Origin of the sequence: Mycobacterium mantenii, from assembly GCF_001667865.1 — a bacterium.
Taxonomy (GTDB): Bacteria; Actinomycetota; Actinomycetes; order Mycobacteriales; family Mycobacteriaceae; genus Mycobacterium; species Mycobacterium mantenii_A.
This window is the reverse complement of record NZ_LZJP01000100.1, coordinates 66,672-78,675: the sequence shown is the minus strand read 5'-3', so window position 1 is coordinate 78,675 and position 12,004 is coordinate 66,672. Positions and strand designations below refer to the sequence as shown.

Sequence of the window (12,004 nt, the reverse complement as noted above, 5' to 3'; positions counted from 1 at the left end):
GAACTTCGGTCCGCGGCCTGCAGTCGGCGACGGCCTAACAAAGCAAGTGCTTGGTAGGTTAGCCTACAGGGCATGCAGGACGTCGAGGAGTTCCGGGCGGAGGTCCGGCAGTGGCTCGCCGACAATCTGGTCGGCGAATTCGCAGCTCTCAAGGGTCTCGGTGGGCCCGGACGCGAGCACGAGGCGTTCGAAGAGCGCCGGGCATGGAATCAGCACCTGGCCAAGGCCGGCCTGACCTGCCTGGGCTGGCCGGTGGAGCACGGCGGACGGGGTCTGTCGACCGCGCACCGGGTGGCCTTCTACGAGGAGTACGCCAAGGCCGACGCCCCGGACAAGGTCAACCACTTCGGCGAGGAGCTGCTCGGCCCGACGCTGATCGCCTTCGGAACGCCCGAGCAGCAGCGGCGTTTCCTGCCGAAGATCCTCGATGTCACCGAGCTGTGGTGCCAAGGCTATTCGGAGCCCGGCGCCGGGAGCGACCTGGCCAACGTGGCGACCACCGCCGAACTCGACGGCGACGAGTGGGTCATCAACGGCCAGAAGGTGTGGACGTCGCTGGCGCACTGGGCGCAGTGGTGCTTCGTCGTCGCGCGCACCGAGAAGGGCTCCAAGCGGCACGCCGGCCTGTCGTATCTGTTGGTGCCGCTGGACCAACCGGGCGTCGAAGTGCGACCGATCATCCAGCTGACCGGCGACTCGGAATTCAACGAGGTGTTCTTCGACGACGCCCGCACCGCGGCCGACCTGGTGGTCGGCGAGCCCGGGGACGGTTGGCGGGTTGCCATGGGCACGCTGACCTTCGAGCGTGGCGTGTCGACACTCGGGCAGCAGATCCGTTACGCGCGTGAGCTTTCCGACCTGGCCGAGCTCGCCCAGCGCACCGGTGCCGCCGACGACCCGTTCATCCGCGAGCGGCTGACCCGGGCGTGGACCGGCCTGCGAGCCATGCGCAGCTACGCGTTGGCCACCATGGACGTCGAGCAGCCTGGCCAGGACAACGTGTCGAAGTTGTTGTGGGCCAACTGGCATCGCGATCTGGGCGAGCTGGCCATGGACGTGATCGGCAAGCCGGGACTGACGCTGTCCGACGGCGAATTCGACGAATGGCAGCGGCTGTTCCTGTTCACCCGCGCCGACACCATCTACGGCGGGTCCAACGAGATCCAGCGCAACATCATCGCCGAGCGGGTGCTCGGCCTACCTCGAGAGGTCAAAGGATGAGTCTGTCCGTAGCCCCCAAAGAGATTGCCGGACACGGACTTCTGCAGGGCAAGGTGGTGGTTGTGACCGCTGCCGCGGGCACCGGCATCGGCGCGTCGACGGCGCGGCGGATGCTGGCCGAGGGGGCCGACGTGGTGATCTCGGATCACCACGAACGCCGGCTGGGGGAGACCGCCCAAGAGCTCGCCGCACTCGGGCAGGGCCGGGTCGAAAGCGTGCTGTGCGACGTGACGTCCACCGCGCAGATCGACGCGCTGTTCGCGTCCGCCACCGCGCGGATGGGACGCATCGACGTCCTGGTCAACAACGCCGGGCTGGGCGGACAGACGCCGGTGGTCGACATGACCGACGAGGAATGGGACCGCGTCCTGGACGTCACCCTCACGTCGGTGTTTCGTGCCACCCGCGCGGCCCTGCGCTACTTCCGCGACGCGCCGCACGGCGGGGTGATCGTCAACAACGCCAGCGTCCTGGGCTGGCGTGCCCAGCACTCGCAGTCGCACTATGCCGCCGCCAAAGCCGGGGTGATGGCGCTGACCCGTTGCAGCGCAATCGAAGCCGCCGAGTACGACGTCCGGATCAACGCGGTGTCGCCGAGCATCGCGCGGCACAAGTTCCTGGAGAAGACGTCGTCGTCGGAGTTGCTCGACCGGCTGTCGGCCGGCGAAGCCTTCGGGCGGGCCGCCGAGCCGTGGGAGGTGGCGGCCACCATCGCGTTCCTCGCCAGCGACTACTCCAGCTACCTCACCGGCGAGGTCATCTCGGTCTCCAGCCAACACCCGTGAGCTGCGATCTCGCTGACTAGCGCACGGCCGCGACGTGTTTACAATTGTCGACCAACGCGGTTGAGGCAGGTGGGAGGGCGCTGTGAGCGAAGGACCGGGTCACCGGCCGTGGGGTGAGAACCCGACTCCCGCAAGCACACCCGGCCAGCCTCCGGGCGCCCCCTGGCAATCCGACGCGGGATGGCCGCAGCAGTGGGGGCAACCAGGCCAGGCCACCCCGTTCGAGCAGCCCGCGTACGGGCCGTGGTCCTCGCCGCCGCCGGTCACCGTCGCCCACTTCAACGGGCCGCACGGTGGTCCCGGTCGGCGCAATCGCAAGCCGTTGATCATCGGGCTGAGCGTGGCCGCCGCCGTGCTCGTCGTGATCGTCATCACCGTGATCGCGGTCAGCAGCGGCGGCGGATCGGGTAGCGCCGGTGACGCCGCCAAGGGCTACCTGGAAGCGCTCGCCCGCGGGGACGCGCAGGCCGCGCTGACCTACAGCACCGACCAGCCGGCGTCGAAAGAGTTTCTGACCGACGACATCCTCAAACGGCAGATCGCGCGGTGGCCGATCACCGACATCAAGATCCTCGACGACAATTCCGCTCACAGCTTTGGTTTCGGGCAGGTGCACGTTTCGGCGAAGTTCGGCGACAACACCTCCGACGTGACCATGTCGATCAAGAAGGCCGGCCACGACTGGAAGCTCGACCACGCCGCGATCAAGGTGGACACGCTGAACGCGGGCATCGAGCAGGCCGCCGTCAAAACCGCGACGTTCTTCGGCAAGCCCGTCGGCACCGCGCCGGTGTACGTCTTTCCCGGCTGGCTGGACGTCGGCAGCAGCAACCCGAATTTGGCCGTCAACCCCAAAAAGCCCTTCCTGCTTGACAATCTGACGGCATCGGGGGCGTACTTCAACGACCTGGACTTCAAACTCAGCGACAAGGGGTTGTCGGCGACCAGCTCCGCGATCTCGGCGGCGCTGGCGAATTGCGCGAATTCGAACCAACTTCGACCGGCCGACTGCCCCCAGCACGCCTTCGACTACGACCTGGTGGACGGGACCGCGGCGTGGGGCAACCCGGACATCGGTGGCCTCAAGATCAACCTCTTCGACCCCTTCCGTCTCGAGGCGTCCTTCTCCGGTTCGGTCAACTTCCCGCTGACGGCCCAGACCCGGTCGGGCGGCACCAAGACGAGCGTGGTGAACGCGTTCGTGTCCGGCAACGCCGACGAGTCGCAGAACCCACCGGCGGTCTCGCTGCGCTGACGCTTGTGGCGACGCCCGGGGCGGAAAACCCCGCCTCAGTGGCCAAGCAAGCGCTTGGTTGATACTCTGATCGGGTGGACCGAGTGCCCGGTCAGGCCAACAGCCGGCGAGACGAGCTACTGGAGCTTGCCGCGACCATGTTCGCCGAGCGCGGATTGCGCGCCACCACGGTGCGCGACATCGCCGACAGCGCCGGCATCCTGTCCGGCAGCCTGTATCACCACTTCTCCTCCAAAGAGGAGATGGTCGACGAGTTGTTGCGCAGTTTCCTGGACTGGTTGTTCGCGCGCTACCGCGAGATCGTGGACAGCGAGGCCAACCCGCTGGAACGGCTCAAGGGACTGTTCATGGCGTCGTTCGAGGCGATCGAGCACCGGCACGCGCAGGTTGTCATCTACCAGGACGAAGCCCAACGGCTGTTGTCCCAGCCCCGGTTCTCCTACATCGAGGACATGAACCGGCAACAGCGCAAGATGTGGCTCGAGTTGCTGAATCAGGGCGTCGAGCAGGGCTGCTTTCGGCCCGACCTCGATGTCGACCTGATCTATCGCTTCATCCGGGACACCACGTGGGTGTCGGTGCGCTGGTATCAGCCGGGCGGGCCGCTCACCGCCGAGCAAGTCGGTCAGCAATACCTCGCCATCGTCCTTGGCGGGATTACTGCGGAATCAAAGAAGATCGAAGAAGGAGTCTGAAAATGCCTGAGGCGTACGTCATCGACGCTGTGCGTACCGCGGTCGGCAAGCGCGGCGGGTCGCTGTCCGGAATTCATCCGGTCGATCTGGGCGCTCTGGGTTGGCGCGGACTGCTCGACCGGGTTGACGTCGATCCCGCCGCCGTCGAGGACGTGATCGCCGGCTGTGTCGACGCCATCGGCGCGCAGGCGGGCAACATCGCCCGGCTCTCGTGGCTGGCCGCCGGTTATCCCGAAGAGGTTCCCGGCGTGACCGTCGACCGGCAGTGCGGTTCCAGTCAGCAGGCCATTTCCTTTGGCGCCCAAGCGGTCTTGTCCGGTACGGCCGATCTGATCGTCGCCGGTGGCGTGCAGAACATGAGCCAGATCCCGATTTCGTCGGCCATGACGGTGGGCGAACAATTCGGATTCACCTCACCGACCAACGAATCCAAGCAGTGGCTGCACCGCTACGGCGACCAGGAGATCTCGCAGTTCCGCGGTTCGGAGCTGATCGCCGAGAAGTGGAACCTGTCGCGCGAGGAGATGGAGCGCTACGCGCTGACCAGTCACGAGCGCGCGTTCGCGGCCATCCGGGGTGGCCATTTCGACAACGAGATCATCACCGTCGAAACGGAATCCGGGCCGTTCCGGGTTGACGAGGGGCCGCGCGAGTCGTCGCTGGAGAAGATGGCCGGACTCAAGCCGCTGGTCGAGGGTGGCCGGCTGACGGCGGCCATGGCCAGCCAGATTTCCGACGGCGCCAGTGCCGTGCTGCTCGCGTCCGAAAAGGCCGTCAAGGAGCACAATCTGACGCCGCGGGCCCGCATCCACCACATCAGCGCGCGCGCCGCCGACCCGGTCTTCATGCTGACCGGTCCCATCCCGGCGACGCGCTACGCGCTGGACAAGACCGGGCTGTCCATCGACGACATCGACACCGTCGAGATCAACGAGGCGTTCGCGCCGGTAGTGTTGGCCTGGCTCAAGGAAATCAAGGCGGACCCGGAGAAGGTCAACCCCAACGGTGGCGCGATCGCGCTGGGCCATCCGCTGGGTGCCACCGGCGCCAAGCTGTTCACCACCATGCTCAACGAGCTGGAGCGCATCGGCGGCCGCTACGGCCTGCAGACGATGTGCGAAGGCGGCGGCACGGCCAACGTCACGATCATCGAGCGGCTGTAACCCGTTGCACCGGTTAGCGGGTCGCCACAACGAGACCGATGCCGCCCAGGGCGATCAGCCAGCTGGTGAAGCTGCCGACTAGGAAGTACTCGGTCACCTCGTCGATGCCGACGTCGCCGTTGCGGTTCGTTTGAGCGTTCAATTCCGGAAACCGGATGATGCCCTTGGCGGCGACGACGGCGCTGGCCGCGGCGACCTGTCCGCCGACGCCCAGGCTCAGGATCAACAGGCGTTCCATCGGTCCGAGCAGCCTGCCGCCCTTGAGTCGGTCCGACGGCTGTGGCTCACCGGCCGGACGCACCGCGCCCACGGAGCCAAGCACCAGGCGCACCAATTGATTTGCGGTCGCGAACTGGACCAGGACCACACCGACGAGCATCAGCAGCTGGGTCGGCGTGACGTGGCTGAGCGGCAGGTGAACCCAGGCCGACCACCGCGCGACGAGGCCACCGGCCGGCGAGGACCAGCCGGACGACACCCCCAGCAGCGCCAGCGCGGAGCCGACGACGGCCAAGGGCGCGGCTTGCCGGCTGCCGCTGCGCTCGCTGCGCGCGCACAGCCATTCCCAGGCGGCTACCGCCGCGGCCGACAGCATCAGCAGCGGGATGTCGCGGGCGTGCCACAGGGCGCCCAGCCCCGCACACGCCAGTACCACGAGGGGTCCGATCAGCAGTGGCGGCCAGAACGCGCGGGTCGCCCGCCGGCAGAGGTCGGCGACTCCGAGTGCGATGAGCAACGCGGCGATGGCGCTCACGGCAGGCTCCGAAGATATTGGCTGGCAAGCACAATCAGATCCAGGCCGTCACGACTCGCGCGCTGCGACACCGCCGACGGGCTGATGCCCTCGTCGGCGGCCAACTCCTTTTTGGTCCGGCCCGTCATCAACCCCCTCACAATGCGCAACGATCTCTCATCGAGCGATCCAAGCAGATGGTCCCGACAGATCAGGGCCGCGTTGACCGCGGCGGCGTCGCTGCGTGTGTCGCCGTCCGCCCGGAACGTCGTGCGTACCAGCGTGAAGCCGGGCTGCCGCTGCGCCTCGGCGGTGTGCTGGATGGCCTCTCGTGCGCTCCACCAGCCCGGCCCGTCCTGGATTCCCGCGTCGGCATCGAGGATGGTGACCGCGCCCCAGCCGATGCCGAACCGGACATCGACTTCGGAGCCCACGGCAAGCCGCAGCGACAGGGCGGCATCGATCGCGGCGCCCACGGTCGGATAGCTGCCCTGAAACTCGTCGCCGACGGTGAACCCCGGCGGGTCGATCGCACCCTCGGCGATCTGGCGCAGGGCGGCGGCGACGTGCCGATGCAAGGCCGGCCGGTCGCCGACGCGCCGGGAGCCCACCACGTCCCCGATCACTGTCGCACGCAGTGAAGACTGGGGCTTCACCTTAGCCATATGAAGATTATAGCTTCATCCATGCCGAATTCAGCAAATGACTTAATGCGCGCGCCCGGGCGGTGCTTACCGGTCAGACCTTGACCTTGAGGTACTGCTCGATGCCGACCCGCTCGAATGTGCGTCGCCGTCGGGCCGACAGCAACGGCAGGGCTGACCCGGAATCGATGATCTCGGGCTGCGCCACCTCGTAGTCGTCGCCCTCGGACCGGATGACCGCTCGCCCCGCCGCAAGGACGTTCCGCAGCCAATCGACGCCGGCGCCGTAGGGCAGTGGTATCAGGAAGCCGTCAGCGATGCGCTCGGCCACGACCGGTGTGCTGTACTGCTTGCCCGACCGCCGCCCGGTGTGCTGAATCGCCGCCGCGTACCAGTTCCTGCGGCCGGCCAGCCGCAACATCAGCGGGTTGAGCAAATATCTGTTGGAAGTGCGAATCGCGTTCAACAGCGGAGTGGGCCAAGATCCCGGAGCCAGCTTCATCATCCATCCAGGGTGACGCCGAGCCACCGGCCACCGCCAGGGCCGTTAGTCCACCGCTGGCGGTTCTTCCATCAGTGCCGCCGCGGCCTTCAACTTCCTGTCGCAGACCACACTCCGGCCCCGCACGGTGAAGCGCACCTTGGAAGTCCGTAGTCCGATTCGTGGTCGCCCGCCGAGTCTCTTGGTCCGCCGCATGTGCCGCGTGGCTCTTCGAAGAGTTCTCTGGCGCCGGGATGAATTTGCGCTGACTCATCCGTTCTTGCCGCTGGACAGCTGTCGTCAATCGAGAGGCTGCCCGGTCATCACCGCAGGAGGCCGGCTGACGCGGGCCGCCACGCAATCTAGGAGGGCTGACCGTGAGAATCGTCGTAATCGGAGGAACCGGCCTGGTGGGCTCAAAGTTGTTGCACGACTTGACCGAACGTGGCCATGACGCGGTCGCCGCGGCTCCCTCGACAGGTGTGAACACCGTTACCGGCGAAGGCTTGTCCGACGTCGTGGCAGGCGCCGCCGTGGTGGTCGACGTGTCGAACTCGCCTTCGTTCGAGGAAGCTTCCGCGACCGAATTCTTCACGAAGGCGACGACGAATTTGCTGATAGCCGAGGCCGATGCGGGTGTCGGCCACCATGTCGCGCTGTCGGTCGTGGGCACCGACCGGCTGGCCCCGCAGAGCGGCTATTTTCGCGCAAAGTTGGCGCAGGAGAACCTGATCAGTGCGGGACCAATTCCGTATTCGATAGTCCACGCAACGCAGTTCTTCGAGTTCCTCAATTTCATTGCCGACTCCGCGACCGAGGGCAACACAGTGCGTCTGCCGTCGGCACTTATCCAACCGATGGCTTCTGCTGACGTGGCTGAAGGGGTGGCCATCGCGACGGTCGGCGCGCCGGTCAACGGCATCACGGAAGTGGGCGGGCCCCAGGCCTATCAGCTTCCCGACCTCATCCGGACGGCGCTGACCGCGCGCGGTGATTCCCGCGAAGTTCTCGCCGACGCCGCCGCCCGGTACTGGGGCGCCGAAATCGAAGAGCGGACCCTCGTTCCGGAGGAAGGCGCGACTCTGTTCGCAACTCGGTTTGAAGACTGGATTCTCGAAACGGCAGCCAAGTCCTAGGTTGTCGTCGAGACACCGAGCGCGGTGATAGCCGGGGTCATGCGGGCTTCACGAGCTGCGCGACAAGCGGGGGGTGCCTGCGCACGTATGAGAAGGGAGGTAGGCGGTAATGGATGTCTATGAGGCGGTTACCAGTCGGCGGGCGGTGCGCGGATTCACCGACAAGCCGGTCCGCAGGGAGGTGTTGGAGCGGGTGCTGTCCGCCGCGGCGTGGTCGCCGTCCGGATCCAACGTTCAGCCGTGGAACACCTATGTCCTCACCGGCACGCCGCTGGCCGAACTCAAGACACGCGCAGTCGAACGCGTGGCCCACGGCGACCCGTGGGACACGCGGCAGTATGAAATGTATCCGCCCGAGATGAAGTCGCCGTACGGCGAACGCCGATCCGCCTTCGGCAAGGAACGCTACAGCGCGCTCGGCATTGCGCGCGATGACTGGGAGGCGCGCCAGCGGGCAGCTATCGCGAACTGGAACTGTTTCGGCGCGCCTGCCGCGCTGTTCTGCTACATCGACGGCGACCTCGGCCGCCCCCAATGGGCCGACGTCGGGATGTACCTGCAGACCGTGATGCTGTTGTTGCGCGCCGAAGGGCTGCACAGCTGCCCGCAGATGGCGTGGTCGCAGGTTCGCCAGACGGTTGCGGAGGTCCTGTCGCCCCCGGACGGGCTGATCCTGTTCTGCGGCATGTCGATCGGGTACGAAGACGCCGCGGTGAAATACGCGCGTACGGGCCGCGCGCCGCTCGACGAAACCGTCACGTTCGTCCAGGACTAGGCCCGGCACGCCATCTGTGCGTGAGTCGTCCTGGTTAATCAGCGCTGGCGGATGCGACGCGGCAAACCCCGCCCAATCCGGCCTATCGTGCCCGCGCTGCAGGGGTGAAGGTGCTCAGCTACGATCCAAGTCGGATCAGGTGCCATCCGCGCACACCAAACCGCTGAGAACCACTGGACAGACGACGAAGTGTCTATGTCGATGCAGGGTCGTGGTAAAGGTCTGCGCGGCCGCGCCGGCGAATGCGAAACGCTGCGCGGGCTGATTTCGACGGTCCAGTCGGGTACCTGTCAGGTCTTGGTGCTCCGTGGGGAGCCAGGTGTCGGCAAGACTGCCCTACTTGGGTACGCGTCAGAGCTGGCTTCTGGTTTCCGCTGCATCCAGGTCGCCGGCGTGGAGTCGGACATGGAGCTGGCATTCGCCGGGCTGCAGCAGCTGTGCGCGCCGCTGATGGATCACTTTGATCAACTGCCGGTACCTCAGCGCGAGGCGCTGAATGTAGCCTTTGGCCGCGGTGTCGGACCGACACCCGATCGTTTCCTTGTCGGATTGGCAGTGCTGAGCCTGATGGCCGCAGCCGCTCAGGAGCAACCACTGCTTTTCGTCATCGATGACGCGCAGTGGCTCGACCAGGTGTCGGTGCAGACACTTGCCTTCGTAGCGCGGCGTCTCTTAGCCGAGCCCGTCGCGTTGGTCTTCGCGGCGCGCGACAGCGGCGCCGACGCGCTAGGCGGGCTGCCGGAACTGATGGTCACTGGGCTATCGGACGGCGACGCCCGCGAATTGTTGAGCTCGGTCCTGTTGGGGCGCATCGACGAGCGGGTGCGTGATCGCATCATCGCCGAGACGCGCGGCATTCCACTGGCGTTGCTGGAAGTACCTCGAAACATTTCCGCTGCCGAGCTTGTCAGCGGATTCGGGAATTCGGGTGTGCGCTCATCGGCGGGACAGCTCGAAGACAGCTTCGTGCGTCGCATCAGGTCGCTTCCGGCCGACACTCAATTGTTGTTGCTTGTCGCGGCCGCCGAGCCGGTCGGTGATGCCGCACTGTTCCTGCGCGCCGCTGCGCGGCTGGGCATCGCGGTCGATGCTCTGGCGCCCGCGGAGGCTGATGGAGTGATCGAATTCGGGCCACGCATGCGCTTCCACCATCCGTTGATGCGCTCGGCCGCCTATCGCGCCGCGGATCTGGCCGACCGGAGGGCAATACATCAGGCCCTGGCCGACGCAACCGATCCGCAATCGGATCCCGACCGTCGGGCGTGGCACGCCGCCAACGCCGCAGCGGGACCCGACGAGGCGGTGGCCGCGGAGCTGGAAGTCTCGGCGGTCCGTGCCCAGAACCGGGGCGGTATTGCCGCGGCGGCGGCTTTCTTGGAGCGCGCGACCGCTTTGACATCGGACCCTGCCCGGCGCGGCTCCAGGGCGATCGCTGCCGCACATGCAAAAGGAGATGCGGCAGCCCCTGAGGCTGCATACAAACTCCTCGCGATCGCCGAACTGGGCCCGCTATCAGACCTTCAGCGCGCGCAAGTGGCCCGATTGCGCGCCCAGATGGACTTTGCGCGCAGCCGTGGCGGTGATACCAGCGCGCCCCGGCTTGCCAAGCCCGCCTCGCAGCTGCTCAGCGCCGCCAAGTGTCTGGAAAGCCTCGACAGCCGGTTAGCGGGAGAGACCTATCTTGAGGCGGTCGCGGCGGCCATGTCCGTTGGACGACTCGACGAACCCGACGCACTTGTGAATGCTGCCGAAGCTGCGTGCGGTGCGGTCGGCCGGGTACCGAAGCCGCAGCGGCAGACTCATGACCTCTTGAGCGGCATAGCCGACCGGATCATCGATTATGCGAACGGCGGCCACGACGTCCTGCGGACGGCACTGCAGCGCGTCTGCGACGAGATGAAACGAAATGACAGCCAGGTGCTGAGTTCGATATCGATGGCCTTTCCGATCGTGCACGAATCCGCCGCCGCCGAACTCTGGGACGACGCAATGTACCTTCAGTTGGCCTCCGACATCGTCCGTCACGCGCGTGACGCCGGTGCACTGGCAGTCCTGCCACGAGCGCTCGCCTACCAGGCCAGGGCGCATGTGCTGGCAGGCGAATTCGCCGCGGCGGCAACACTTGTCGAGGAGGCAGCCTCGATCACGGCAGCGACGGGCCACACGCCACTGAAATACGACGCATTGCTACTGGCTGCCTGGCGCGGGATTCCTGCCGACGCGGTCGGGTTGATCGAGGCAGCCGCCGCGGAAGGAACAGCCAGAGGCGAAGGCCGGCTCCTCGGCCTGGCTGGATATGCCAAAGCTGTGCTCAACAACGGTCTCGGCCGATACGAGGAGGCTTTCGCAGCCGCTCGCGAGGCGTGTGAACACATGGATCTCGGTTTCTACGGGTGGTGCCTGATCGAACTGATCGAAGGTGCGACACACCTTGGCGAGCAGGAAACCGCCGCAATCGCTCTGCGGCGACTCGAAGAACGCGTTGGCGCTAGCGCCAGCGACTGGGGCCTCGGTGTGCTGGCGAGTGCGCGAGCTCTATTGGCCGACAACGATCTTGCCGAAAGCCTCTTCATCGAAAGCATCGAACGCTTAGAGAGGACCCGCATCGTCGTACACCTGGCCCGCGCCCATCTGCGGTACGGCGAGTGGCTTCGCCGGGTGAACCGGCGACTCGATGCGCGTCGGCAGATCACCGAGGCGCACTCAATGTTCACCCGCATGGGTGCACAGGCATTCGCGGAGCGTGCTCGTCGAGAACTCGTGGCCGCGGGGAAAAAGGTGCGCAAACAATCGGATGGCTCGGGGGATCGGCTGACCAGCCAAGAGGCGCAGATCGCACGCCTGGCCGCGGAAGGACTGACGAATCAAGAGATCGGCGCGCAGCTGTTCATCAGCGTGCATACCGTCGAATGGCATCTCAGAAAGGTCTTCGTCAAGCTCGGCATCACCTCGCGTAGGCAGCTGCGCGCCGTGTCGTGGGCCAGCTAGCCGTTGCGCCTCCCTGATACCACCAACTGCGGACTACGGACTTCCAAGGGTTCGCTCTGCCTTCGCAGCCGCCAGTCTGATTTAGGCAGCCCGCTGCGGGCGGTATCACCGGCGATCGAGGGACTTTG

11 protein-coding genes are annotated in these 12,004 nt (G+C 66.4%); 8 read left to right on the top strand and 3 right to left on the bottom strand.

What is annotated here, in order from left to right; all coding sequences use genetic code 11:
• Nucleotides 1-72: 72 nt before the first annotated feature.
• From ipdE1 to fadA6, 5 genes are all read left to right on the top strand, one after another.
• On the top strand, nt 73-1,221 hold the full coding sequence (gene ipdE1, locus A5688_RS17830; protein WP_067907856.1) for an acyl-CoA dehydrogenase IpdE1: 1,149 nt from the start codon (nt 73-75) through the stop codon (nt 1,219-1,221).
• Entirely contained in the window at nt 1,218-2,006 is a 789-nt protein-coding gene (ipdF, locus tag A5688_RS17825) for a (5R,7aS)-5-hydroxy-7a-methyl-1-oxo-2,3,5,6,7,7a-hexahydro-1H-indene-carboxyl-CoA reductase (RefSeq protein ID WP_067907859.1), read from the top strand. Before ipdE1 ends, ipdF begins: the two co-directional genes overlap by 4 nt.
• Before the next feature lie 82 nt (nt 2,007-2,088).
• Entirely contained in the window at nt 2,089-3,261 is a 1,173-nt protein-coding gene (locus A5688_RS17820; protein WP_067907862.1) for a DUF4878 domain-containing protein, read from the top strand.
• A gap of 74 nt (nt 3,262-3,335) precedes the next feature.
• Entirely contained in the window at nt 3,336-3,956 is a 621-nt protein-coding gene (gene kstR2, locus A5688_RS17815; RefSeq protein WP_082951118.1) for a TetR family transcriptional regulator KstR2, read from the top strand.
• A gap of 2 nt (nt 3,957-3,958) precedes the next feature.
• Complete coding sequence (gene fadA6, locus A5688_RS17810) at nt 3,959-5,119, top strand: steroid 3-ketoacyl-CoA thiolase FadA6 (RefSeq protein ID WP_067831110.1); 1,161 nt, start codon at nt 3,959-3,961, stop codon at nt 5,117-5,119.
• A 13-nt stretch (nt 5,120-5,132) separates the two neighbouring features.
• Here the strand turns inward: fadA6 and A5688_RS17805 are convergent, their stop codons facing one another.
• From A5688_RS17805 to A5688_RS17795, 3 genes are all read right to left on the bottom strand, one after another.
• On the bottom strand, nt 5,133-5,873 hold the full coding sequence (locus A5688_RS17805) for a hypothetical protein (RefSeq protein WP_067907865.1): 741 nt from the start codon (nt 5,871-5,873) through the stop codon (nt 5,133-5,135).
• The gene (locus A5688_RS17800) at nt 5,870-6,517 is read right to left on the bottom strand and encodes a SatD family protein (protein WP_067907868.1); all 648 of its coding nucleotides are present in this window, start codon (nt 6,515-6,517) and stop codon (nt 5,870-5,872) included. Before A5688_RS17800 ends, A5688_RS17805 begins: the two co-directional genes overlap by 4 nt.
• Before the next feature lie 73 nt (nt 6,518-6,590).
• Nucleotides 6,591-7,001 (bottom strand): nitroreductase, encoded by a 411-nt coding sequence (locus A5688_RS17795; RefSeq protein ID WP_082951117.1) that lies wholly within the window; start codon nt 6,999-7,001, stop codon nt 6,591-6,593.
• A gap of 353 nt (nt 7,002-7,354) precedes the next feature.
• On the opposite strand from A5688_RS17795, the gene A5688_RS17790 reads away from it, so the two are divergent.
• The 3 genes from A5688_RS17790 to A5688_RS17780 all read left to right on the top strand — a co-directional run bounded on the left by A5688_RS17790 (nt 7,355) and on the right by A5688_RS17780 (nt 11,876).
• Nucleotides 7,355-8,113: an SDR family oxidoreductase gene (locus tag A5688_RS17790; protein WP_067907871.1), complete on the top strand. Its 759-nt coding sequence runs from the start codon at nt 7,355-7,357 to the stop codon at nt 8,111-8,113.
• 109 nt (nt 8,114-8,222) lie between these two features.
• Nucleotides 8,223-8,888, top strand: coding sequence for a nitroreductase (locus tag A5688_RS17785; protein ID WP_067831095.1), 666 nt, complete (start codon nt 8,223-8,225; stop codon nt 8,886-8,888).
• Between the two features lie 195 nt (nt 8,889-9,083).
• Nucleotides 9,084-11,876, top strand: a complete 2,793-nt coding sequence (locus tag A5688_RS17780; protein WP_067907874.1) for a helix-turn-helix transcriptional regulator — start codon at nt 9,084-9,086, stop codon at nt 11,874-11,876.
• Nucleotides 11,877-12,004: the final 128 nt, after the last annotated feature.